Raw genomic sequence first — 25108 nt, 5'->3', positions numbered from 1 at the left:
TCCGGGGCTAGCGGCCGGATGGGACGCAACGTCGCGTTCGCAGCGCTCGGCAACGCCTTCGCCCCCCTCGCAGCGCTGGCCACAGCGCCGATCATGGCGCAGAGCCTCGGAGTCGCGGGACGCGGCGATGTCGCTGCGGCCACCGCTCCGCTCTTCTTGGCGACGACAGCAGCGACGTTCGGCATCCCCGCCGCAGTGAATTACTCGATAGCACGCCACCCACGGCTGATGCGCTCGCTCGCTCTGCGCGGAACCGTACTGATCGCCATCGCCGGAGTCCTCGCGTCGACCGCCGTCTTCCTCGCGGCCGGCTTCCTTAGCGCGGGTGACCCCGACCTCCGCGAGCTGATCGTCCTCGCGGCTGTCGCTATCGTTCCGGGCTTGTGCGTCGCTCTGCTCCAAGCGGTGGCGGCGGGCAGCCATCAGTGGGCCCTCGTCGCACGGGAGCGGTTCCTCACCGCCGCCACCCGATTGGCCGCGTTCATCGCCTTGGCAGCGACGGGGCAGCTCACGGTCTTCTGGGGAGTCGTCATCCTCGCCCTCTCCCCGGTCCTGGGAGGGCTCGCCTACTTCGGCCTGAAGCAGGCGAGGGTGGTCGCCGACGACGACGACGCGCCGACCATCGTCACTATGAACTCGCTGCTCGGCTACGGCGTGCGTGTCTGGATCGGATCCATCTCGGGCGTCCTGCTGACCAGGCTCGATCAGACGCTGATGACTCCCCTCGCGGGCTCCTTCGCCCTCGGTCTCTACGTGGTCGCCGTGAGCATCAGCGAATTGCCGCTGATCGTGAACAACGCGGTCCGCGAGGTGACCTTCTCGGCCGACGCAGCAGAGAACAGCGACGCCCGCCTCGGCCTGTCCTCCCGTCTGTCGACACTGGCAGCACTCTCGGCAGCGGTGATGATCGGCGCCACTCTCTGGTGGTGGCTGCCGCCCGTCTTCGGCGAGGATTTCGTTCCTGCGATACCGGTCGCGCTCATCCTGCTGAGCGCAGTCGTACTGGGGAATCCCGGCTCCATCGCCGGGATCGGGCTGAGCTCGAGGGGTCGGCCGGGAACGAGGAGCGTCTCACTCCTCATCTCCTGCGTTGTCAACGCCGCCGCTCTGGTCCTCCTTGCACCCCTGTTCGGCGCTATCGGCGCCGCATTGGCGACTCTGTTCGGCAACGTGCTCGCGAGCAACTTGAACATCTACTTCCTCTGGAAGCACTTCCGGGTTCCGCCGGCCGACTTCTACCTGATCCGGCGGTCGGACTTCGCAGTTCTCAAGAGCATCATCCTGAAGCTCGCCGCGCGCTTCCGTCGTCCCTGATACTGGCTCAGCCAGCCGAGCGCAGGGGCCGGCCAGCGGCGAGAAGACCCTCGACGAGCGCGTCGATCCGTGGCGACACGATCTCGATGTCGCGACGCGCGAGCTCCAGCTCGGCGGAGGAGCGCGAGTCTGGCAGAAAGTCGGACCACGACGAGATCCTCGCCTCGAGCCCGACCGAGTCGTGGTAGTCGAGGTACTTGAAGGCCGGGGCGGTCGGCAGTGCATCCGCGAAGCTGATCAGCGACGCAGGCGTCCCCAGACTGTGGGACAGGATCACGCCGTGCATCCCTGAACTCACGACGCTCTCAGCGGTGCTGATCGTCTCCAGCATCGTCCCCGGATCGAGAGTGGGTTCGGCGACGCGGTAGCCGCCAGCGACCAGCGCGGAGATCCTCTTCCGGCCTGCAGAGGTTCGGTAGACGGTGAAGTGCGGGATCACGACCTTGCCTGATCGACGAGTTGCACGCGGACGCAGAGTTCTGACCACGAGACCCGGGTCCCCGAGTGGGGTCGATTCGTCGAGACCGAGCGCGGAACGGGTGCGGGGGCCGCGGACCGCAAGGAAGCGCTCGCGCACAGCGCCCGCCTTCTCGGGCGGAACGACCGGCTCGTTGAGACCGCTGCCCCAGATCAGACCGCGGCCTCCCGATGCGAAGTACGGGACCAGGATCGAGCCGATCGCGGCGACATCCTCTCGGCCCAGCGGCGACCACCGTACTCGGCGACCGAAGGTCTCGGACAGCACGAGACCGGTGAGCTCATCACCGTAATTCGTGAAGCCTCTCCGAGCCGGTCGGAGGAGGCGGGCCCAAGCGGCTCCGTGGGAACGGACCTCGGCGGCGAGAACGCGGGGCGAACGCCGCGGCGACCACCAGTAGGCATTCAGATCCTTCGTCACGGGAAAGGTCCTTTCGAAGGCGGAAATGCGCGGACGCGACCAATACGGCGAGCGGGTGCCGGATCCTCATCTCGGTCCGCAGTGACGGACGGCACAGGCCGGCGCGCCTGCTCCCAGCGTATCGCCCGCTGCTACCGCCCTTCTCCGTGCCGTCACGTGCTCGTTACATCCGCATGCCAGACTGACTCGACTTCAGGAAGGCGGACGCGCGCGCTGATGTCGTGTACAGCGGCGAGAAGGGGGACGGGTGACGGTTCGACGCGAAGTCGCTGCGAAGACCGCTCGAGCGACCTCGGAGGTGTCCGGCGCGTTCAGAGCCGACATTCAGGGGCTGAGGGCCGTCGCGGTCGGACTGGTCATCGCCGATCACATTGATCTCCCCCCGTTCCATGGCGGGTACGTCGGCGTCGATGTGTTCTTCGTGATCTCGGGCTTCCTCATCACGAGCCACCTGCTCTCGCGGCTGCGGGCGACAGGCCGGATCGGCTTCGCCGACTTCTACGCGCGGCGCATGCGGCGGATCCTCCCGGCGGCCCTACTCGTCGCTGCTGTCTCACTGGTGGCCGCACTGTTCCTGATGCCGCCTCTCGCCTCCGACGGGCTCATCCGCATGGCGATCGCCACTGCCCTCTACGTGCCGAACATGCAGCTCGCCCTCTCGGGCACCGACTATCTAGCGGAGCGCGCCCCGTCTCCCTTCCAGCACTACTGGTCGCTCGGCGTCGAGGAGCAGTTCTACCTCCTCTGGCCGCTCCTGCTGCTGGTGCTGTTCGTCGTCCTTCGTCGCTCACCGCGTGCCATCACGGCAGCGCTCGCTCTCATGGTCCTGTCCTCCCTCGCACTCTGCGTGCTGGTGACCGACCAGACCCAGCCCTGGGCCTTCTTCTCGCTGCCGACGCGCGCGTGGGAGCTCGGGGTCGGCGGTCTGGTCGCGTGCACGGTCGCCCACGGCTGGGCGCTGCGGCTGGCTGCGCGCGTGCCTGCGATCCTTCCGGTCCTCGCCTGGACGGGCCTCGTCGGAATCGCGGTTGTGTCAGTGGTCTACTCCGACACGACGCCTTTCCCGGGTATCGCAGCGGCTCTTCCGGTCGTCTCGGCGGCCCTCGTGATCCTCGGCGGCTCGACCGGCTCATCTGCAGGGCCGGTGAGCCTCCTCCGCGGCCATCTCCTGCAATGGGGCGGGCGAATCTCCTACTCGCTCTACCTGTGGCACTGGCCGATCCTGGTGATCTCCCAGGCGGCGGTGGGTCTCGCGACCCCGCTGCCTCTCTGGCTGAAGGCCGGGATGATGGTCGTCGCCGTAGCGCTCGCCGAGCTCACCTTCCGGCTCGTGGAGGAACCGATCAGGAACGCCCGTCCGTTGGTCGCCGGCGGTCCGAGAAGATCGCTCTGGGTCGGCGGAGCGGCATCGCTCGCCCTCGTCCTGCTCGCCGCCGGAACCAGCCCGCTCGCTGCCGCGCAACCGCGCTCGACAACGACGATCGTCGATCCGGTGGCCCCGAGCGCTCCGCCGCGCTTCACGAAGATCGTCCCCGCCAATCTGTCGCCCGGCCTCGCGGAGGCCGACGAATCGACCTCGGAGGTGCACCGCAACGGCTGCCACATCTCCGATGCTGCGACTGTCACCGTCAACAACTGCCTTTTCGGTGACACGACGAGTTCGACGGAGGTCGCGCTGTTCGGCGACTCGCACGCGGCGCACTGGTTCGGGGGCCTGGACGCCTGGGCGGATCGCAGCAGTGTCGCTGTCCGCTCGTACACGAAGGTCGGCTGCCCCTCTGTGCCGGTCCTCGTGCTCGACGCGTCGACTCCGTACACGGAGTGCACCGAGTGGCGTGACGACGTCATCGATCGGCTCGTCGATGACCCGCCCGACGTCGTCCTGCTCTCGAACACGAACCGCCTCGCCTTCGTCGACGACGAGCAACGGATCGACACGTGGACGGCCTCCGTCGCCGATCTCGCGATCCGACTCCCCGCCAGCACGCACGTGGTGATGCTCGCGAACACCCCGGAGCTGCCGGAGGATGCGCCGCGGTGCCTGTCCGCCCACCTCGACGATGCGGCCGCCTGCGGGATCCCCCGCGCGAACGCGCTCGATCAGGCCTGGATCGACGCCGAGCGCGATGCCGCCGTCCGAGCGGGAATGCGGTACGCGGACCTGAACGACTACTTCTGCAGCGCCGCACGCTGCGAGGAGATCGTCGGCGGTGTCCTCCTCTACCGCGACACCAGCCACCTGACCGAGGACTGGTCGATCGCGATGCAGGACGCGCTCGGCGCCGCCATCACCCCGGCTCTCTCCGACTGACCCCACTCCGCTCCACGTAACGACGAGGACTACCGCATGCTCTCCGCCCTCCGCCTCGCGCGCGTACCGCTCATCTCGACTCTTCTGAGCAATGCGCGCATCGCCGCCTCGATGATCGTCCTGTCGATCGTCAACCTGACCTCCCGCGCTCCGGTGACCGCGCCCGACGGACCGGTGGTCAGCCTGACCAGCTACAGCAAGCGTGTCGACCAGGTGCACCTGACCATTGAGAGCATCGCCCGCGGATCGCAGAAGCCGTCCAGGCTCATCCTGTGGCTCGACGAGCAGGAGCGGCTCGCGAACCCTCCACGAGCTCTCCGCCGGCTCGTCGCGAGAGGGCTGGAGATCCGGGAGACGCCGAACTACGGGCCGCACAAGAAGTACTACCCGTACGCCGCCGGGACGGCGCACCACTCGGTGCCGCTCGTCACGTCCGACGATGACACGATGTACCCCGAAGAATGGCTGGCGAGCCTCGTTCGAGCACACCGAGTGGACCCGGAAATGGTGGTCGCTCACAGGGTTAACCTGATCGAGATCCGGGACGGCGCCATCGCCCCCTACTCCTCTTGGAGGCGGGCGACATCGACCTCTCTCAGTCCGCGCAACTTCGCGGTCGGCGTCCGCGGGATCCTCTATCCGCCGGCCTTCCTCGATGTGCTCCGCGAGCAGGGCACCGGCTTCGAGGACGTCGCTCCCCGTGCAGACGACGTATGGCTGCACTGGAACCTGATCCGCAGCGGGCGCCGCGTCCGTCCGATCCTCGAGCTGCCCGCGGAGGACTTCCTGCCCGTTCGCGGAGGGGGCAGAGTCGCTGGGCTGTGGGCGTCGAACATCGACTCCGGCGGAAACGACGAGCAGATCCGGCGGACCTACGCTCCCGAGGAGGTCGCCGTCATCGTCGGCGGCTGATCGGTTTCCTGCCCGATGCGGCGATCAGCCCGCCGGACGCAGGACGACCTCGAGACTCGGCTTCTGCGCGCTCTCCATGGAATCGATCTTCACGACGAGACCGACCCCCGAGGCGATGTCCGGTTCATCGATCCCGATGCTGGTCATGGATCGAGGACTTTCCGACACGTAGGAGGTGACATCGATCTCGCGCGTCGATTTCGTCGCGTCCACACCGACGACCCCGAGCTGATCGCCCATCACCGGACGGTTGTTCCAGTTCGTCGACGCCGCCGTCCAGCTGTCGGAGACCTTCCGAATCCTCAGATCCATTGCGGCCCCGCGAGTGTCATCCACGACGGCGGAGAAGCGCAGGGTCGCCGAGATGATGTCGCCGGCCGGGATCTTCGACAAGTCGAACCCCAGGTACGCGACACGGTCGTTGCCGGGGTACTGAGTCAAGTGGCGGACTTGGAGGACACTGTCTCGACCGTACGTGACCGTCGGGGCCGAACCAGTCACCCAGGTGTCGGCAGATGGCGTGAGAGTGGTCGTCGTCGTCGCGTCGCTCGTCGGCCGGACCACAGCGCAGGGCGACACTGCTGACCCGCGCCCTGCGATCGTCGTTGCGGCGACCACGTGCTGACTGATCGAGAATGCGCCCGCAACGGTGAAATCGGCCGATCCGTCGCTTGCAGCAGTCACCGTCGTCGACCCGACCAGTGTGCCCGCCGCCCGCGTCGCTCCGCAGGTGTCGGAATCCTGCACGAAAACGTCGACGACGACGGACTCTCCGGGCTCCGCCGACACTGTTCCTGTCGCGCTGCCAGCTCCGGCGTAGTCGGCAGACGCCGATGCGATCGTCGGCGTCCGCGGCAGCGAGGTGGAGGGATCCTGCAGAGTCAACTCGATGGTGGGCTTCGACGCGATCGACTCGAGCGAGTCGACCTGCACGACGAGCCCGAGGCCGCTCGGCCGGTCCGGCTGCGTCAGCCCGATGCTCGCTTCTCCGCCCGCTTTGAGCCTCGCGTAATCAGTGATGTCCATTCTTCGGACGGACTTCGTCGAGTTCACGTGGGTGGATCCGACCCGGTAGGACAGCGTTGGTCTCGTGGCGTACGTCACGGTCGCAGCGTCCCACGCTCCACTGGTCTCCCAGGCCTCGACATCGATGTCGGTACCGCTCGTATCGACGACGGCGGCGCTGAAGGTGAGGGTCGCTGTTTCGATCATGCGGGGGTCGATGCCGCCGAGATCGAATTTCAGGTAGGCGAGCCGGTCGAATTGCGGATAGAGAGCGTGATGTCGGACGGTGAGAGCCGCAGTCCGGTTGTAGTTCGTCGTCGTACCACCCTGGACCCAGGTGTCGGCCTGCGCGACGACGGCCGTCCTTCGGGAATCGGTGACGGTGATCGTCTGGAGGTTGTACACGTAGTCGCGCCCGGCTTCCACGAGCGCCCCGACGCGCACCGTCCCGCCGGCGACCCCGGCCACGATGCCGTCGTCGGTGATCGTAGCGATCGACGGATCGGAGCTGACGTATTGCACGGGAGGCGACGACGAACCCCCTACAGGAGCGGTCACGGTGGCGCTCACAGCCGCCGTCGAACCGATCTCGATGTTCTTCGGCTCGATCGACACGGCTACCGCGTAGTGCGGGGTCTTCGCGCTGGCGGAGGTACGGGGGTCGTTGTCTCCGAAGACCTCCACCTCGTCGATGACGGCCGTCTTGTCCGCTGCCTTGTCGCCGTGGGTGACGACCCGGACGTAGCGGCCCGCGCGCGGCCCTGTCTGGAACGAAGCCCAGTGCCGCTGTTCAATCGCCTTCGCTTGCCCGGTGTAGACCGTGGTCCAATTCGTCTTGTCAGTGGATAGCTGGACCTCGAAGAACTGCCCCTTGGCGGGAAGGTACAGCCACACGATCTCCAGGTGGTTCACGATCTGCGAGAAGCCGAGATCGTATTGAAGATAGGCGTCGGTCGCCGTTGACCAGCGCGTGTAGGGCAACCCGTCAATGGTCCTCCCTGCGAGCGCGCCGTTATCGGAGGCGGTCGCCGTCGATATCTGGATGGGGCCGCGATTGATGTAGACCCGGTAGAGCGCATCGGCCGATCCCGAGCGCTTCACCCGGATCGTCGCAACACCGGGGACAGACGTCGCCTGAGTCACCGTCGCCGACGCTCCGGCCTGCGCGTACGCCTCGATAACAGGCGGGGAGGACTTGACAGATGCGGTCACGTCGTAAGTCCGGGTCTGCGGCGAGAAGCTCGCGAGGGGCTTTCCTGTCATCGCGAGGTACTTCAATGCCGGGGCGCCGGACTCACTCGCGGACGCCCCCCAGCCCGCGAGGGGAGTGACCGCGAGAGGACTTGCGCTCCCCTGCGCCGGTCGAAGCGGACTGAACTCGACCGCGATCGTGTACGAGGATGCTCCGGAGAGCTTGATCGCCAGTTTCGAGACACCGGCGTTGGCCGTCTGCCCTTCCGGCGCCGGCGAGGTGGGCAGAGGAGCGGCTGCCTGGTAGGTGAAGGTCGCAGAGCCGCTCGACACGATCCGCGCCAAGAGCTGCTCGCCCTCGAGCGAGAGGACCGCCGAGCGTCCGTCCTCGGCTACGGAGATGTCGGCACGCGTGTGCGCGAACCACCACGCATCCCCGGACACTCCGCTGACCTCGTCTTGAAGCAGGACGCGAGAACGACCGTCGATCAGTGCGATGCCTCGCTTCCAGGACGCCACTCCGTTGCTCGCACTGGAGAGATCGGCGACGGTCGCTCCCCGTTCGCCGGTCGAGGCGACGAGGCTCTGCGAAGCGGACGGGTTCGTGGACGCATCCGGACCGGGCCCTCTCCCGAACACCATCGTGTTGCTGCCCTCCGCCCGCTTGCGGTAGTAGTTCCAGCGCTCCTCGCTCGCGACCGTGAAGTAGCCGGGAAGGCTGTAGGAGTCCGCGCCGAGATCGCCGAACCAGTTGACGCCCTGGGCGTCGAGCACGAACGAGCCGTTGTCGAGATCGGAGTGCCCGGTGATCGGCCCGCTGGTCGCCCGGAGTCCTGCCCAGAGTGCGTCTGCCTGACCCCAGCCCGACCGCAGTGTCGTCACTCCCGCGCTAGAGAACCCGGCGTCGAGTGGTGGCGCTGAAGCCGTTGCGGCGGGTGCCGGCCGATACCACAGCAGTGGACGCGCGCTCACGGTGTCGGCGTCGAATCCATCACGGCCGACGATGGAGCGTGATCGGAATCCGAAGTCCTCGTAGAGATACTCGAGTCCCATGAGGGGCACGGTCAGCGCTTCATTGACCCAAGCATCCCCGAAGTTGAACTGCCGCCCGCTGGGGCCGGTGAGAGCATTCGCCCACTGGGCCGAGGCCTGGAGTCCGGGGGTGGCGAGAAGGCCGTGGTCATCGCCGGTCGCGACTTCGAGAGACGCGATGTAGCTCGAGAGGTAGCTGGTCGAATACGCCCAGTAAGTCAGCCCTTCGGCGAAACCACCGTCTGCGCCGTACGACGGCAGGCCGTACTGCAGGCTCGAGGTGACGGCGTCGAGCGCCCTCTGAGCGATTGCCGGATCGGTGTCGGCGACCACGAGGGCCGCCATCCCGATCCCGCTGCCCGAGACGATGTTCCAATTGCTCGCCTGCGTGGTCCAGGCGTATTTGGCCGCAGTGCTCGCATACGCGGAGAGAGCGGGGGTTAGAGCCTTGTCGACGAGAGCGGTGCGCACTGACGTCCGCTGTTCCGAGGAAAGGGCCGGATAGATCCAGTCGTATCCGACCGCGACGGCATGAGCCATCTCGGCGGTATCGAGGAAATTGTCGGGATTCCAGTTGGGAAAGGCGGCCACAGCCCGAAGCTCCGAGGCGAGACGCTGCGCATAGACGACTTTTCCGCTCTTCCGGTACATGAACCCGAGCGCGTAGGCGCGATTCAGCACGGTCCGACTCGTCTCGAGCATGGACCCGGCAGAAATCCGGTACGTGACAGGAGAGGTCGACAAGTAGCCGTCCGCCTCCTTTTGAACCGCAGTAGACCACGCTCGAGCCGTGTTGTCGGAGTTGATCAACCCGAAGGTCGTCGCGAAGTCCGATGCCGAGGCGATGAGACGCGGATGAGCGGAGCTGACCGAAGAGACGGATACTACCGACGGATCGGCTTGCGCGGCGGGCGCGACGAGCCCTCCCAGGAGAAGGGCGACCGACACCAGTACTGCGACAATCGACGGTCGGGACGTCCAGAGACGAGCGAAAGACAATCTCCTGCTGACGCCGATGAGGCGAATGGTCGAGGGTGAGCCTCGCATGATGATCCTCGTCCATGGCTGAGAAGGTGAGGTCCGCCGGTCCGTCATACTCGTTCTGCAAGAAGTGCCGATGACGGCGCGGACGGATCTCCCGTGCTTCTGATGGTGCAGAGATTAGGCTACAAATGACTTTCCGCCATTCCGCACCCCGGATGGGGGTAATTGAACGTAAGTCCGCTTCAGTTGACGGGTGAGTAGACGATCGGCGGGCGTTCTCTCCAGTTCGACCGCCGGGCAGAACGGAAGGAAGCGAGATGAGCGCTGTGACTCGGATCGCCACGAGGCGCGCCCGGATCGCCGCCGCTATCGCCTACTCGATCCTCCTCATCGGCATCATGCTCTGGCCCGAACCCGTCGACGCGGGACTTCATGACGAGATCGCCAGGTGGATCTGGCGACTCAATTCGGTGGGCATCGACAGCGTCGGCTACGCGAATATCGAATCGATCAGCAACCTTCTGCTCTTCATCCCGTTCGGACTCGTCGTCGCGATGCTCGTCAGGCGAGGGAAGGAGTGGACCGCGGTGGTAGCGGGTCTTTCAGCGAGCTCCCTCGCAGAGACAGCGCAGTGGCTCATCCTCCCCGAACGATTCGCGACGATCGAGGACGTGCTGGCGAACGGTGCTGGTGCAGCGCTCGGCGCGTTCGCCGTCGCGGCGGCTCGTTCCGTGTCGACGGCGCGGCCTCGGGCTGTTCCCGCCGACGGGGATCTCGACTGAAGAAGCACGCTGGCCCTTGGGTAACTCGCCAAGTCCAGCTTGATCAACGAAGAAGGAGAGTCGACAAGAGGCCAGAATCGTCCGCACGTACCGGGAGGCCGACGGTACCCGTATGAGCTGCGGACACGGCGAATCCCGTCGTCGCGACGTACAAGCGGATTCCGAGCCGCTGAGTCTTATCGTTGAACACCACAATCTGCCCGCCGGCCTAGGACCGGCGAAGCACGAGCTCGAACAGCGGCCCTCTCGCAGGCAAGGCCGGTGCCAAATGTCATGAGCCTCTGATTGAGATGAATCCACGGGCGGTGAGCGGCGAGACCGCATCTGCCGTTCACTAAAAGGTGATCGGGCGTGGACGGGTCGATGAAGACCTCTCATGTGATGGCCGGGGCGATCCTCATCGCGGCTATGGGAGTTTGACGGAAGCGGAAGCCAGGACAGATACGCCGAGCCTGACCTGAGGAGGACCGACGCGACTCAATGCGAGCTGCCTCGCAGAATGGTGAACGACGACTCCGCCCTTGACCGCCAGTCCTGAGCCGGTCGGTGACAAGCACTCCGATCGAATCGGCGTCCACGTGCGCCCCCTCGCGCCGTCCATCTCCATTCTGGTCGTCGATCTACCAACGACTTACTTGCTCGACACGTGGACATGCACCTGACGGCGCGCGCACTTCATCCCCACGCGAACTCAGCGCACGGCCACCGTCGATCGGTCTCGACCCGTCAGGTCCCGCTGCGTTGTCGCCCCGCGCCAACCGTCCGCCGTCAGCAGACCGCGGATCTCCGCTCCCTGCAGCTCCCCATGCTCGATCACGAGCACTCCCCCGGGCCGCAGCAGACGGCGCGAAGTGTGTGACAACTGGCGCGCGACATCGAGTCCGTCCTCTCCGCCGTACAGGGCGGCCGGCGGATCGAAGAGGCGGACCTCCGGGTCGCGGGGAATCGCGGCCGAGGGGATGTACGGCGGGTTGGAGACGACGACCGACACCGTGCCGTCCAGGTCGGGCAGGGCGTCCGCCAGGTCGGCGAAGACGATGCGGGCGTTCTCGAGCCGCAGGCGATCGCGGTTCCCCCGCGCCCAGATGAAGGCCTCCACGGAGTTCTCGACACCGATGACGCGGGCGTGAGGGACCTCGTATGCCAGGGCGAGCGCGATGGCACCGCTCCCGGTGCCAAGGTCGACAGCAAGGGGTGACGGGTCAGCGACGGAGCGCAGGGCGTCGATGGCGAGCTGCGCGACGCCCTCCGTCTCGGGTCGCGGCACGAAGACGCCGGGGCCGACTGCGAGCTCGATGCTGCGGAACGGGGCGACTCCGGTGATGTGCTGGAGCGGCTCGCGGGCGGAGCGGCGCTCGACGAAGCGGTCGAACGCGTCGACCATCCGCTCCTCGAGAGAGAGGCCGGTGATCAGGCGCGCCTGCAGCTCGCCGCGGCCGAGCCCGAGGAGGTGACCGAGCAGGAGCTCGGCGTCGATGTCGGCGTTGGGGACGTGCGCTCGGGTCAAGCGCGCGACCGCGTCGGCCAGGAGGGCGTGGGCGTCCACGGAAGTGGTCACCGCGCTCACGCCTCCTCGGACCCGATCTCGGCGAGGCGCGCTTCCTCGTCGGCCTGGATGGCGCTCTCGACGACGGGGTCGAGTGCTCCGTTCATGACGCCGTCGAGGTTGTACGCCTTGTAGCCGGTGCGGTGGTCGGCGATGCGGTTCTCGGGGAAGTTGTACGTGCGGATGCGCTCGGAGCGGTCCATGGTGCGGATCTGGGTCTTCCGGGCGTCGGACGCGGCCGCGGCGATCTCCTCCTGCTGACGCGCGAGGATGCGGGCGCGCAGGACGCGCATGCCGGCCTCGCGGTTCTGCAGCTGGCTCTTCTCGTTCTGCATCGAGACGACGATGCCGGTCGGGAGGTGGGTGATGCGCACCGCGGAGTCGGTCGTGTTGACCGACTGGCCGCCGGGGCCCGACGAGCGGTACACGTCGATCTTCAGGTCGTTCTGGTTGATCGCGACCTCTTCGGGGGCGTCGACCTCGGGGAACACCAGAACACCGGTGGTCGACGTGTGGATGCGTCCCTGCGACTCCGTCACGGGCACGCGCTGCACGCGGTGCACGCCACCCTCGTACTTCAGGTGCGCCCACACGCCCTGCGAGGGGTCGGTGGCGTTGCTCTTGATCGCGACCTGGACGTTCTTGTAGCCGCCGAGGTCGGACTCGTCGCGGTCGAGGATCTCGGTCTTCCAGCCCTTCGCCTCGGCGTAGTGCAGGTACATGCGCAGCAGGTCGGCCGCGAACAGCGCGCTCTCGGCTCCGCCCTCGCCGCCCTTGATCTCCATGATCACGTCGCGGCCGTCATCGGGATCGCGCGGGATCAGGAGACGGCGCAGCTTCTCCTGGGCGACGCGGAGCGACTCCTCGAGCTCCGGGACCTCCTCCGCGAAGGCATCGTCCTCGCGGGCGAGCTCGTGAGCGGCGTCGAGGTCCTCCCCCGCCTGGATCCACGCGGCGTGCGCCGCCTTGATCTGGCTCAGTTCCGCGTAGCGGCGGTTGACCTTCTTCGCTCGGGCCGCGTCGGCGTGCAGAGCCGGATCGGAGAGCTGCGTCTGCAGATCCTCGTGCTCGGCGAGGAGGACGCTGACGGATTCGAACATGAGAGGGGGCCTGGCTTCCGGAGTGGGTGTGAGAGGGGTGGGTCTCGATACGCCGCCTTCAGCGGCTACTCGACCAGCGGGTTCGGGGGATGCGGTCGGCGGCGGAGAACTGGGGGTCTCGATACGCCGCCTTCGGCGGCTACTCGACCAGCGGAGACGGGGCGACAGGTCCGTTTCGACGGGCACCGAGACGTCCCCGGGGACGCGAAAACGTCCGCGGCCGCCCCTGGGAGGGGACGACCGCGGACGTGAGGGCGCTAGTGGTGGCCGTTGCCGTGGCCGGCGGTGGTCGGGCCCACGGCGGACTTCGAGACCTGCATCAGGAACTCGACGTTCGAGGACGTCTCCTTCAGGCGGGACAGGATGATCTCGAGCGCCTGCTGCTGGTCGAGGCCGGCGAGGGCGCGACGCAGCTTCCAGGTGATCTTGACCTCGTCCTGGCTGAGGAGCATCTCCTCGCGGCGAGTGCCGGACGCGTTGACGTCGACCGCCGGGAAGATCCGCTTGTCGGCGAGGTGGCGCGAGAGGCGGAGCTCCATGTTGCCGGTGCCCTTGAACTCCTCGAAGATCACCTCGTCCATCTTCGATCCGGTCTCGATGAGCGCCGTGGCGAGGATGGTGAGCGAGCCGCCGTTCTCGATGTTGCGCGCCGCACCGAAGAACTTCTTCGGCGGGTACAGCGCCGACGCGTCGACGCCACCCGAGAGGACACGGCCGGAAGCGGGCGCCGTCACGTTGTAGGCGCGGCCCAGACGCGTGATCGAGTCGAGCAGCACGACGACGTCATGACCCAGCTCGACGAGACGCTTGGCGCGCTCGATAGCGAGCTCGGCGACGGTGGTGTGGTCCTCGGCCGGGCGGTCGAAGGTGGAGGCGACGACCTCGCCGCGCACGGTGCGCTGCATGTCGGTGACCTCCTCCGGACGCTCGTCGACCAGGACGACCATGAGGTGCACCTCGGGGTTGTTCTGCACGATCGCGTTGGCGATCTGCTGCAGGACGATCGTCTTGCCGGCCTTTGGCGGCGCGACGATGAGGCCGCGCTGTCCCTTGCCGATCGGAGCGACGAGATCGATGATGCGCTGGGTCAGCTTGCCCGGCTCGGTCTCGAGGCGCAGGCGCTCGGTCGGGTACAACGGCGTGAGCTTCTGGAACTCGACACGCGCCGCGGCCTCCTCGACGGTCTGGCCGTTGATGGAGTCGACCCTGACGATCGCGTTGTACTTCTGGCGGCCGCCACCTTCGCCCTCGCGGGGCTGGCGGATGGCGCCGACGACCGCGTCTCCCTTGCGCAGGTTGTACTTCTTGACCTGGCCGAGCGACACGTAGACGTCGCTGACGCCGGGCAGGTAGCCGGTGGTGCGCACGAAGGCGTAGTTGTCGAGGACGTCGAGGATGCCGGCGACCGGGATGAGGACGTCGTCCTCGCTGATCTCGGGCTCGAAGTCGTCGCCGACGGTGGTGCCGCGGCGCTTGCGGTCGCGGTAGCGGCTGCGGCGTCCGTCCTCGCCCTCGGCCTGCTGGCCGTTCTGCGCGCCCTGGGCCGGTCCGGCCGACTGCTGCGCGGCGGCGGGCTGGCCGTTCTGGTTGCCCTGCCCGTTCTGGTTGCCCTGGTTGCCCTGGCCGTTCTGCTGCTGGCCACCGTTCTGGCCCTGCTGGTCGGAACGGTCGTCGCTGCGGTTGCGGTTCCGGTTGCGGCGGTTGCGGCCGCGGCCGGTCCCCTGCTGCTCGCCGTTCTGCTGGTCGCCCTGGTTCTGCTCGGAGTCGTTCTGCGCCTCGGCGGAGTCGTCCGAGCTGGAGTCGACGGCGTCCGTCTGCTCGGGCTGGTCGTTCTGCTCGGCGGCACCGCCTCGGCTGCGGCGACGGCCGCGACGCTCGCGCTGTCCGCTCTCGCGGGAGGAGTCGTCGGAATCGGGCCCGTTGGGCAGCTCGATCTCGATGACCGGCTTCGGGGCCTGCTCGGCCTCGGGGGTCTTCTCGATCACCGGCAGGTCGGGGATGAGCGACTCGACGCCCGTGCCTCCGGGGATGTTGAGGTGCTCGCCCGCGGCGACGGTGCCGCTGGACGCGCGACGCGAGCTGCGGCGGCGCGGGGCGCGCTCGGCGGGCTCGGCCACCTGCTCCGCGGCGGGAAGCTCGATCTCGACCGGCGCGGCCTCGGCGACGGGCGACGGCGCCTCGTCGACGGTCGGCGCCGCCTGCTCGAGCACGTCGGCCGTGTCGGCCTCGGTGCTCTCGACGGGCACCGGCACCTCGGCCGGGGCCTCGAGCACCGGAGCGGCCTGCTCGGCCACATCGGCGGGCTCGGCCTCGACGCTGGTCGCGTCGACGATCGGCTCCTCGGACGCCGCGGCGGCGCGGAGGTCCGTGATCGCCTGCACGAGCTCGCCCTTGCGGAGCTTGGACGCTCCACCGAGACCGAGGCTCGTCGCGAGAGCCTGGAGCTCTGCGACGCGGAGTGCCGACAGGTCGGCGTTGAGTTCCACGGTCGAGCCGTGGGTGTTGACATCTGTCACTGGAGAGGGTTCCTTCCCCCCGGGAACGACTGCTCACCGGGAGAGCTCATCGACCGTGCGGTTCCATCACGTGTTCTGATCCACGTGATGCTCTCGGTCGAACGCGCAGTCCCCCTCGGAAAGCGCAGGAGGAGCGCGGACGACCGGACGCCGAACTGCAAGAGAAGCAGTGGACGCCCTTCACACGATGCGATGGCCGTGGTTATCGGGACGATCCTTCGGACAGATTCCGCTCGTTACGCGGTTCCTCAGGATGCGATCCCCACTGTAGCACCCTTGAAGTCGACGGCCAGCATGTGGGCGCGCCACGGCGAGTGCGCCTCCTTCTCGACCAGTTCGGCCGCCGCGAGACGCTGTGCGGGATCGCTGCAGAGCACCAGGACACTGGGGCCTGCGCCGGACACGACGGCGGCGTAGCCGTGCGAGCGCAGGAGCGCGATGAGCTCCGACGTCTGCGGCATCGCTGCCGCGCGGTAGTTCTGGTGGAGCTTGTCCTCGGTCGCTGCGAACAGCAGCTCCGGGCTCTGGATGAGTGCCGCGATCAGAAGTGACGAGCGCGACACGTTGAAGACGGCGTCCTCGTGCGGCACGCTCTGCGGCTGCAGCGAGCGGGCGAGGCGGGTCGACATCTGGTGCTCGGGCACGAAGACGACGGGCGAGACTCCGCGGTGCACCATCAGGCGCTTGGAGCGCGGACGCAGCGGCGCGTCGTCGGCACCGGACGGCTCGACCCAGGCGATGGTCAGGCCGCCGAAAAGTGCGGGCGCCACGTTGTCGGGGTGCCCCTCCATCTCGGTCGCGATGCGCAGCAGGTCGTCGGCGTCGAGCTCGACGATGCCGTCGAGCAGGCCCTTCGCGGCCATGATCCCCGACACGATCGCCGCACCGGAGGAGCCCATCCCGCGACCGTGCGGGATGATGTTGCGCGCCGTCACGTCGATGCCGGGCATCTCCTGGCGCTGGTCCTGGAAGGTGTAGGCGATGGCCTGCACGACGAGGTTCGTCTCGTCGGTCGGCACCTCCCCCTCGCCGACACCGTGCACGGTCACGCGCGCACCGGTCGCCGACACGGCCGTCACGTCGAGCTCGTCGTAGGACGACAGCGCCAGCCCGAGCGTGTCGAAGCCGGGCCCGAGGTTCGCGGAGGTCGCCGGGACCTTCACGTGGACGGTGCGGCCGACGGGAACCGCCGAGGTCATGCGCCGGCCAGCCCCAGCACGTCCGCGATCGCGGCGGTGTCCACCGGCACGACGGTCGGAGTGATGTCGGAGCCGTCGGCGGTGCGGAGGGCCCACTGGGGGTCCTTCAGTCCGTGGCCGGTGACCGTCAGCACGACAGTGGCGTCCTTGGGGATCTGCCCGGCCTCGGCACGCTCGAGCAGGCCCGCGACGCTGATGGCGGAGGCGGGCTCGACGAACACGCCGACCTCGCCGGCGAGCAGTCGGTACGCCTCGAGGATCTTCGCGTCGCTGATCGCGCCGAAGTAGCCGTCGCTGACGGTGCGCGCGTTGAGCGCGAGCTCCCACGACGCGGGGTTGCCGATGCGGATTGCGCTGGCGATGGTCTCGGGGTGGCGCACCGGCGCGCCGTGCACGATCGGCGCGGAGCCCTCGGCCTGGAAGCCGAACATGCGCGGCAGCTTCGTCGACTCGCCGCGCTCCAGCTCCTCGGAGTAGCCGCGGAAGTAGGCCGTGTAGTTGCCGGCGTTGCCGACGGGGACGATGTGGAAGTCCGGCGCGTCGCCCAGGACCTCGACGACCTCGAACGCAGCCGTCTTCTGACCGGCGATGCGGTCGGGGTTCACCGAGTTGACCAGGTGCACCGGGTAGTTCTTCGCGAGGTCGCGGGCGATGTCGAGGCAGTCGTCGAAGTTGCCCTGGACCTGCAGCAGCTGCGCGTTGTGCGCGATCGCCTGGCTGAGCTTGCCCAGCGCGATCTTGCCCTCGGGCACGAGCACCCCGGCGGTGATGCCGGCGTGCGTCGCGTAAGCGGCGGCGGAAGCGGAGGTGTTGCCGGTCGAGGCGCAGATGACGGCCTTGGCGCCGTGCTCGACGGCCTTCGAGATCGCCATGGTCATGCCGCGGTCCTTGAAGGAGCCGGTGGGGTTCATCCCCTCGTACTTGACCCAGACCTTCGCACCGGTGCGGGCCGAGAGGGCCGCGGCCGGGATGAGCGGCGTGCCGCCCTCGCCGAGCGTGATGACGGGGGTCGCCTCGGTCACATCGAGGCGGTCCGCGTACTCGTGCAGGACTCCGCGCCACTGCTTCGCCATCTCAGGCTCCTTCAACTCGTAGGACTGACGTCACGGCGCCGACGAACCCGTGGGAGTGCAGCGCGGTGACGGTGGCCGCCAGATCGGACTCTGCCGCCGCGTGCGTGCCGATGACCAGGGTAGCGGTCGGCTCGCGGCGCTCCGGACCGGACACCTGCTCCTCGAGCGGGTCGGCGTTCGGCGGGGTCTGCACGAGGGTCTCGACCGAGACCTCGTGGTCGGCGAACACCCCGGCGATCTGAGCGAGCACACCCGGGCGGTCCAGGACCTCGAGGGTGACCTGGTACCGCGTGGTGACGTGGCCGATGGGGAGGACGGGCAGTCCCGAGTTGGCGCTCGTGACCAGACCGGGACCTCCCACGACATGCCGCCGGGCGGCCGAGACGACGTCGCCGAGCACGGCCGAGGCGGTCTCGATGCCGCCGGCGCCCGCTCCGTAGAACATCAGACTGCCGGCGGCTTCGGCCTCGACGAAGACCGCATTGTTGGCGCCGTGCACTGCCGCGAGGGGGTGCGCACGGTGGACGAGGGCCGGGTAGACGCGGGCCGACACACCCTCCTCCCCCGTCTTCGCGTCGACGAGCCGCTCGCAGATCGCGAGCAGCTTGACGACGTAGCCGGAGTCGCGCGCCTGGTCGACCTGCTGCTTCGTGATGCCGGTGATGCCCTCGCGGTGCACCATCGTCACCGGGACGTCGGTGTGGAAGGCGAGGCGCGCCAGGATCGCGGCCTTCTGGGCAGCGTCGTAGCCCTCGATGTCGGCGGTCGGATCGGCCTCGGCGTAGCCGAGCTCGGTCGCACGGGCCAGCGACTCCTCGAGCGTCGCGTGCTCGGTGTCCATACGGTCGAGAATGAAGTTGGTCGTGCCGTTGACGATGCCGAGGATCCGGTGGACCCGGTCGCCCGCGAGGCTGTCGCGCAGCGGCCGGATGATCGGGATCGCTCCGCCGACCGCCGCCTCGTAGTTGAGCTGCGCGCCGACCTGGTCGGCGGCCTCGAAGAGCTCGGTGCCGTGCGCTGCGAGGAGGGCCTTGTTCGCGGTGATGACGTCGGCTCCCGACGAGATCGCCTTCAGGATGTAGCTGCGCGCCGGCTCGATGCCGCCCATCAGCTCGACCACGATGTCGGCCCCGAGGATCAGCGCCTCGGCGTCGGTCGTCAGGTACTCGCGGGGGATGTCGGCGGTGCGCGGCGCATCGAGGTCGCGCACGGCGACCCCGGCGAGCTCGAGGGGCGCTCCGACCCGCTGGGCGAGCTCGTCCCCGTGGTCGAGCAGGAGTCGCGCCACCTGGGCACCGACGGACCCGGCGCCCAGGAGGGCGACCCGGAGGCTGCGGTACTCGATCATCGGCTGGTGGCCTTTCGTTCGATGCCGGCATCGCGGCGGAGGAGGTCCTCCTCGGTCTCGCCGCGCACGATGACGCGGGCCTCCCCGTCGCGCACGGCGACGACGGGTGGGCGGCCGAGGTAGTTGTAGTTGCTCGAGAGCGACCAGCAGTAGGCGCCGGTCGCGGCGACGGCGAGCAGGTCGCCGGGGTGCACGTCGGCGGGCAGGAACTCGTCGTGCACGACGATGTCGCCCGACTCGCAGTGCTTCCCCGCCACGCGCACGAGCGCGGGCTCGGCGTCCGACTCGCGGCCGGCGAGGCGGGCGGAGTAGTCGGCGCCGTACAGCGCCGGACGGGCGTTGTCGCTCATCCCGCCGTCGACGCTGACGTAGCGGCGGACGCTCGTCGAGCCCGCGCCGCCCACGACGACGTCCTTGATCGTGCCGACCTCGTAGAGGGTGAGGCCCGCGGGACCGATGAGCGAGCGGCCGGGCTCGATCGCGATGTGGGGCACCGGGATGCCGTGACGCGCGCACTCCGCCGAGACCGCGTCGGCAATGGCCGCGGCGATCTCGTCGATCGGAGTGGGGTCGTCGGCGCTCGTGTAGGCGATGCCGAATCCGCCGCCGAGATTGAGGTCAGGGACGGGGCCGTCAGCGAGCAGACCCGCGTGCACCTCGAGGAGGCGCGAGGCCGACTCCGCGAACCCGGCGGAGCCGAAGATCTGCGAGCCGATGTGGCAGTGCAGGCCGAGGAAGCGCAGGCTCGCGTGCGAGCGGATGCGCGCGACCGCGGCCGGGCAGTCCGAGAGCGGGAGGCCGAACTTCTGGTCCTCGTGCGCGGTCGCGAGGAACTCGTGGGTGTGCGCGTGCACTCCGCTGTTGACCCGGAGGCGCACGTTCTGCACGCGGCCGTGGCGCTCGGCGGCGGAGGCGACGCGCTCGATCTCGATGAGGCTGTCGAGCACGATCGCGCCGATGCCCGCCGCGACGACGCGGTCGATCTCGGCGACCGACTTGTTGTTGCCGTGCAGGCCCACGCGGGCCGGATCGACGCCCGCGGCCTGGGTGACGGCGAACTCGCCGACGCTGCACGCGTCGATGTTGAGGCCCTCCTCGCGCATCCAGCGGGCCACCTCGGTCGAGAGGAACGCCTTGCCCGCGTAGTACACGGTGACGTCGGTGCCGATGCGGCCGAGCTCGCGCTCGAAGGCCTCGCGCGTCTGCACGGCCCGGCGGCGGGCGTCGGCCTCGTCGATCACATAGACCGGGGTGCCGAACTCCTCGACCAGGCGGGCCGCGGGGACGCCCGCGACGGCGAGGGAGCCGTCGGAGCCGCGGACGGCGTTGTCGGACCACACGGCGGGGTCGAGCGCGTTGGCGTCCTCCGGCTGCTCGAGCCAGTCGGGCGCGAGCGGATGACGCGGGGCGCGGGCGTGCGCGTCGTCGTTGTCCACGGGTGAGACCTCACAGGAGAGAGTGGGAGCGTCACTGCGTGGCGAGCGAGTCCGGATTGACCCCTGAAGCCAGCAAGTTCGATGAGTGCTGTCGGTGAATGCTGTCGGTGCAGGGCCCGCGGGTGGCGCGGGCGCAGGCCTCCGATCCTACCGGGACGGTGCACCCGCCCGAGCGCGCGGGGGTCGCGCGATCAGGGGCAGACGCCGGGCTCCTGCTGCGCGGGGTCGCTGAGGAACGTCGGAGCGAGTGAGAACGAGGCGTTCAGCGACTCCTCGGCGACCTCGACGCCCGTGAGGGTGAGCCCGCGCGCGACCGAGTCCGCGATGCACAGGGTGCCGGGACCGAGCAGTCCGTCCGTCAGCCCGCCGAAGCGCTGCTCCGCGTCGTCCGCCGGGAAGGTGGCTCCTGCAACGGTCACCTCGGACGGAGTGAGCTCGATCTGCCCGTCCACGGCGCCGAGCTCGAGTCCGACTCCGGCTGAGAGCGAGAGGCCCAGCACCTCGACCGAGGTGCTGACGCGCACGAGCGGCGGATCGAGCACCACCGAGTCGATCGGGACGGTGCTGCGCTCCGAGATGAGGTCGGTCACGGAATCGGCGTCGAGCGCCGTCGTCGCGGTGCCCGAGTCGAGGGCGCCGGAGCCGCTCGCGGGCACGCCCTCCAGGACCAGGGAGACGTCGCCGGTCAGCTCGTCGAGAGCGACGTCCTCAGTCCGGATGTCGAGTCGGTCGAACCGTCCCGAGAGCAGCTGCGGGAGCACGGCCCACCCCGCGACGTCGACGTCGACGGGGTGATCGGCCGGAAGGTCGAGGGCCTCGCGGACGCTGGTCGCCGCGGTGTCGGCCACCCCTCGGCGCACGAGCGAGTCGGCGACGACCGCCGCGACGGCGAGGAGCAGGAGTACGACGACGAGCACGACCACGCCGCGACGGGACCGCGACCGGCGGGGCGCCGGCGCCGGCGACGCGCTCACATCCGGTCCGGAGCGGCGACGCCGAGGAGAGAGAGCCCGTTGCGCAGGACCTGACCGGTGGCCTCGTTGAGGCGCAATCGCGTGGAGTGCACCGCCTCGATCGGGTCCTCGCCCTGCGGTACGACACGGCAGCTGTCGTACCAGCGGTGGTAGAGCCCGGCGATCTCCTCGAGGTAGCGGGCGATGCGGTGCGGCTCGCGCAGCTCGGCGGCGTGCGCCGTGATCCGCGGGAACTCCTGCAGACCGCCCAGGAGGGCCGACTCGGTCGGATGGACGAGAGTCTCGGGGGCGAACGGCTCGCGCGGCACTCCCGAGGCCTCGGCCTTCGCCGCGACCTGACGGGTGCGCGCGTGGGCGTACTGCACGTAGTAGACGGGGTTGTCGTTGCTCCGCTTCGTCAGCAGATCGAGGTCGATGTCGAGCGTCGAGTCGGCGGAGGAGCGCACGAGCGAGTAGCGCGCGGCGTCGACGCCGACGGCCTCGACGAGGTCCTCCATCGTCACGACGGTGCCGGCGCGCTTGGACATCCGGACGGCCTGGCCGTCGCGCAGCAGATTCACCAGCTGCCCGATCAGGATCTCGAGGTTGACACCCGGCGTGTCGCCGAAGGCGGCGCACATCGCCATCATGCGGCCGATGTAGCCGTGGTGGTCGGCGCCCAGCATGATGATCGCCCGGTCGAAGCCGCGCTCGCGCTTGTCGAGGTAGTAGGCGAGGTCGCCCGCGATGTAAGCGGCCTCGCCGTCGCTCTTGATGATGACCCGGTCGCGGTCGTCGCCGAAGTCCGTGGTGCGCAGCCACGTCGCTCCGTCGGCCTCGTAGATGTGGCCGAGGCCGCGCAGCCGCTCGATCGCCCGCTCGACAGCGCGCGACTCGTGCAGGGAGTTCTCGTGGAAGTAGACGTCGAAGTCGACTCCGAACTCGTGCAGGCTCTGCTTGATCTCGCCGAACATGAGCTCGACGCCGATCGAGCGGAACGTCTCGTTCAGCTCCTCCTCGGGCAGGACCGAGAGGTCGCCCGGATACGCGGCGACGACACGGTCGGCGATGTCGGCGATGTAGGCGCCTCCGTAGCCGTCCTCCGGCGTCGGCTCGCCTCGGTGAGCGGCGAGGAGGCTGCGCGTGAAGCGGTCGATCTGCGCGCCGTGGTCGTTGAAGTAGTACTCGCGGGTGACCTCGGCCCCCTGCGCCAGCAGCACGCGGGCGAGGCTGTCGCCGACGGCCGCCCAGCGCGTGCCGCCGATGTGGATGGGGCCGGTGGGGTTGGCCGAGACGAACTCGAGGTTCATCCTCACGCCCGTGTAGAGGGAGCCGGAGCCGTAGGACTCCCCCGCCTCGACGATCACCCCGGCGAGGGCGCCGGCCGCGGCCGCTTCGAGACGGACGTTGAGGAAGCCGGGACCCGCGACCTCGACGCTGGCGACACCGTCCACGGCCCCGAGGCCCTCGGCCAGCTCGGCCGCGAGCTCACGCGGGTTCGCTCCGACCTTCTTGGCCAGCTTCATCGCGATGTTGGAGGCCCAGTCGCCGTGGTCGCGGTTCTTGGGCCGTTCGAGCACGACGTCGGCGAGAGCCGGCTCGGCGTCGCTCCCCCGTCGCTGCACGGCGTCGTGGACGAGGGCGTGCAGGGAGGCGGCGAGCTGTTCGGGAGTCACAGGGGACGATTCTACCGGCCGGGTGCGGCTCCGCCGGGGCTCCCTCGACCCTGAACGGGGAGCGCTTGCTAGGGTGCACCGCATGCGACGCCCCGCCGCCCTCCTCCTCGTCGTCGCCCTCAGCGCGCTGACCGGATGCACCGCGGCTCCGGCTCCCGCTCCGACCGTCGCCGGCGCGATCACCGGCACCCCGGTGCCGCTGACCTGCGAGGAGCTCGTCCCCGCCTCGGCGCTGACCGGACTGTGGGCGGCGTTCACTCCCGACGACTCCGTCGAGCGGACGGACGTCTCGACCGAGATCGCGGGCTACGACGGGCTGGTCTGCGGCTTCTCGGACGACACGGGCGCCGAGCTGCAGATCGCCGTGGCGCACCTCGACGCATCCCTGGTCGAGGCGCTCAAGAACGAGTTCTTCCGCACGAGCAACGCCGTGCCGACCTACGGCAAGCCGCCGGCCGTCGAGGGCTACTACGAGGTCGCCTCCGGGCGAGGAGTGGCCGACGTGCTGCTCGACGAGCACTGGATCGAGGCGTCGAGCGCGTCGTTCGTCGAGCCCGGCGATCCCGAGCCGCTCGTGCGCGCCGCCGTCGCCGCGGTCGGAGCCTGACGTCAGCCGAGGCGGACGGGCGACACGTGGTCGTCCTCGACGGCCGTATCGCACTCCGCGTCGACGCTCATCCTGGTGAGCGACAGATCGGTGAGGTAGCTGCTGAGGAACGCTGTGTCCGCGGTGTCGCGTCCCGACGAGATGCGGAGCATCGACCCACGCGGAGCGAGCCGCGTCGCGTCGATCACGTGCCACGCGCCGCCGACCCACGCCTCCGTCACCGCGTGGAAGTCCTTCGGCTCGAGGCCGGGAGCGTAGACGGCACTGACCCGCGCCGGGATGTCGAGCGCTCGCAGCAGCCCGGCGCACGTGTGCGCGAAGTCTCGGCACACTCCCCGACCGCTGTCGATGACCTGCGCCGCTCCCCCGGTCGCGACGGTCGAGCCGTACTCGTAGGAGAGGTGGCCGTGGACCCACGCCTCGACGGCCGTGAGCGCGTCGAAACCCCGCGCGCGTCCGAACTCGCGACGGGCGATGCCGCCGAGAACGTCCGCCTCGGCGTACCGGCTCGGTCGTAGGTACTCCACCAGCTCGAGCTCGCTCGGCTCGTCGGGAGCGCCCCGGCCGTGGACTTCTGCCCGGTACTCGACGCGCATCTCGCCCCGGTTCGCCTCCACGCGGTGGACGCGGGAACCGTGCCGGGCGGGGAACTGCCTGACGGGCAGCACCTCGCCGTCGAGCCGGACCGAGAAGGAGTCCTCGAACGAGTCGCCCGTCTCCGCCGCGGCCACGAGGAAGATCAGGTCGGTCGGCCCGGAGAGACGCAGGTCCAGCGAGGCGGAGACGGTGCGCAGCATGGCTCCATCGTGGCACGCCCCACGGCACGTTCCGGCGTCGGGTGGCCCTCCAGCCGGGTGCTAATGTGGTCAGGCACTCCTGGCCCCCATAGCTCAGGGGATAGAGCACTGCCCTCCGGAGGCAGGGGCGTAGGTTCGAATCCTACTGGGGGCACCACGTGAGCTTCCTCGGTCTCCGTTTCTTCGGTCTCCGCTTCCGCGGCCGCACGGGAAGCGCGTGAAGCTCCCATCTGCGGTTCAGCGCGTGCGTGCTAAGGGCCTGGTCGGCCGCAGGAGTACCGCGTGTCCGCGCCTCTTGCGTCGTATCGCCCGCCACGAATCAAAGTCCCAATCAAGGCAACGCGGTGGTGTCAGCTCCCTGTCAGGCAGCTCGATGGATCGACCTCGGCTCAACGCGACGACTGCACTCCCGTCGCACTCGCATAGGC

17 protein-coding genes and 1 tRNA gene are annotated in these 25108 nt (G+C 69.0%); 6 read left to right on the top strand and 12 right to left on the bottom strand.

Annotation, left to right across the window (positions count from 1 at the left end):
- Nucleotides 1-18 precede the first annotated feature (18 nt).
- The gene (locus C1I63_RS11910) at nucleotides 19-1314 is read left to right on the top strand and encodes an oligosaccharide flippase family protein (protein ID WP_146168459.1); all 1296 of its coding nucleotides are present in this window, start codon (nucleotides 19-21) and stop codon (nucleotides 1312-1314) included.
- A 7-nt stretch (nucleotides 1315-1321) separates the two neighbouring features.
- Here C1I63_RS11910 and C1I63_RS11905 read toward each other — a convergent pair whose 3' ends face one another.
- Nucleotides 1322-1891, bottom strand: coding sequence for a polysaccharide pyruvyl transferase family protein (locus tag C1I63_RS11905; RefSeq protein ID WP_146168458.1), 570 nt, complete (start codon nucleotides 1889-1891; stop codon nucleotides 1322-1324).
- 568 nt (nucleotides 1892-2459) lie between these two features.
- Here C1I63_RS11905 and C1I63_RS11900 point away from each other — a divergent pair.
- Together C1I63_RS11900 and C1I63_RS11895 are read left to right on the top strand one after the other, a co-directional pair.
- Nucleotides 2460-4523, top strand: coding sequence for an acyltransferase family protein (locus C1I63_RS11900; protein WP_107574920.1), 2064 nt, complete (start codon nucleotides 2460-2462; stop codon nucleotides 4521-4523).
- Between the two features lie 36 nt (nucleotides 4524-4559).
- Nucleotides 4560-5435 carry a hypothetical protein gene (locus C1I63_RS11895; protein ID WP_107574919.1) on the top strand — a complete coding sequence of 292 codons (876 nt, stop codon included), beginning with the start codon at nucleotides 4560-4562 and terminating at the stop codon, nucleotides 5433-5435.
- A gap of 24 nt (nucleotides 5436-5459) precedes the next feature.
- On the opposite strand, the gene C1I63_RS11890 is transcribed toward C1I63_RS11895, so the two are convergent.
- On the bottom strand, nucleotides 5460-9710 hold the full coding sequence (locus C1I63_RS11890) for a CBM96 family carbohydrate-binding protein (protein ID WP_170116376.1): 4251 nt from the start codon (nucleotides 9708-9710) through the stop codon (nucleotides 5460-5462).
- A gap of 254 nt (nucleotides 9711-9964) precedes the next feature.
- On the opposite strand from C1I63_RS11890, the gene C1I63_RS11885 reads away from it, so the two are divergent.
- Complete coding sequence (locus tag C1I63_RS11885) at nucleotides 9965-10429, top strand: VanZ family protein (RefSeq protein ID WP_107574917.1); 465 nt, start codon at nucleotides 9965-9967, stop codon at nucleotides 10427-10429.
- A gap of 691 nt (nucleotides 10430-11120) precedes the next feature.
- Here the strand turns inward: C1I63_RS11885 and prmC are convergent.
- The 9 genes from prmC to argS all read right to left on the bottom strand — a co-directional run bounded on the left by prmC (nucleotide 11121) and on the right by argS (nucleotide 23276).
- A complete protein-coding gene (prmC, locus tag C1I63_RS11880) occupies nucleotides 11121-11987 on the bottom strand; it encodes a peptide chain release factor N(5)-glutamine methyltransferase (protein WP_244907054.1) in 867 nt (288 codons plus the stop codon).
- A gap of 5 nt (nucleotides 11988-11992) precedes the next feature.
- On the bottom strand, nucleotides 11993-13075 hold the full coding sequence (gene prfA, locus C1I63_RS11875) for a peptide chain release factor 1 (RefSeq protein ID WP_107574915.1): 1083 nt from the start codon (nucleotides 13073-13075) through the stop codon (nucleotides 11993-11995).
- Nucleotides 13076-13332: 257 nt separating this feature from the next.
- Nucleotides 13333-15591: a transcription termination factor Rho gene (gene rho / locus C1I63_RS11870; protein WP_107574914.1), complete on the bottom strand. Its 2259-nt coding sequence runs from the start codon at nucleotides 15589-15591 to the stop codon at nucleotides 13333-13335.
- Between the two features lie 248 nt (nucleotides 15592-15839).
- Nucleotides 15840-16790, bottom strand: a complete 951-nt coding sequence (gene thrB, locus C1I63_RS11865; protein ID WP_055788568.1) for a homoserine kinase — start codon at nucleotides 16788-16790, stop codon at nucleotides 15840-15842.
- On the bottom strand, nucleotides 16787-17863 hold the full coding sequence (gene thrC / locus C1I63_RS11860) for a threonine synthase (protein WP_107574913.1): 1077 nt from the start codon (nucleotides 17861-17863) through the stop codon (nucleotides 16787-16789). The genes thrB and thrC overlap by 4 nt, the downstream gene beginning before the upstream one ends.
- A gap of 1 nt (nucleotide 17864) precedes the next feature.
- Nucleotides 17865-19211: a homoserine dehydrogenase gene (locus C1I63_RS11855; protein WP_107574912.1), complete on the bottom strand. Its 1347-nt coding sequence runs from the start codon at nucleotides 19209-19211 to the stop codon at nucleotides 17865-17867.
- Nucleotides 19208-20647, bottom strand: a complete 1440-nt coding sequence (lysA, locus tag C1I63_RS11850; protein WP_107574911.1) for a diaminopimelate decarboxylase — start codon at nucleotides 20645-20647, stop codon at nucleotides 19208-19210. Before lysA ends, C1I63_RS11855 begins: the two co-directional genes overlap by 4 nt.
- 191 nt (nucleotides 20648-20838) lie before the next feature.
- A complete protein-coding gene (locus C1I63_RS11845; protein WP_170116375.1) occupies nucleotides 20839-21570 on the bottom strand; it encodes an LmeA family phospholipid-binding protein in 732 nt (243 codons plus the stop codon).
- Between the two features lie 47 nt (nucleotides 21571-21617).
- Nucleotides 21618-23276 carry an arginine--tRNA ligase gene (gene argS / locus C1I63_RS11840; protein WP_107574910.1) on the bottom strand — a complete coding sequence of 553 codons (1659 nt, stop codon included), beginning with the start codon at nucleotides 23274-23276 and terminating at the stop codon, nucleotides 21618-21620.
- Nucleotides 23277-23358: 82 nt separating this feature from the next.
- Here argS and C1I63_RS11835 point away from each other — a divergent pair, with 82 nt between their 5' ends.
- Complete coding sequence (locus tag C1I63_RS11835) at nucleotides 23359-23883, top strand: hypothetical protein (protein ID WP_146168457.1); 525 nt, start codon at nucleotides 23359-23361, stop codon at nucleotides 23881-23883.
- Between the two features lie 2 nt (nucleotides 23884-23885).
- Here C1I63_RS11835 and C1I63_RS11830 read toward each other — a convergent pair whose 3' ends face one another.
- Complete coding sequence (locus C1I63_RS11830; protein ID WP_107574908.1) at nucleotides 23886-24680, bottom strand: transglutaminase-like domain-containing protein; 795 nt, start codon at nucleotides 24678-24680, stop codon at nucleotides 23886-23888.
- Between the two features lie 82 nt (nucleotides 24681-24762).
- Between C1I63_RS11830 and C1I63_RS11825 the strand changes: the two genes are divergently transcribed.
- Nucleotides 24763-24837, top strand: a tRNA-Arg gene (locus tag C1I63_RS11825).
- The last annotated feature ends 271 nt before the right edge of the window (nucleotides 24838-25108 follow it).

This window comes from Rathayibacter caricis DSM 15933 (genome assembly GCF_003044275.1).
Classification (GTDB): Bacteria; Actinomycetota; Actinomycetes; order Actinomycetales; family Microbacteriaceae; genus Rathayibacter; species Rathayibacter caricis.
This window is presented reverse-complemented; position numbering and strand designations above follow the sequence as displayed.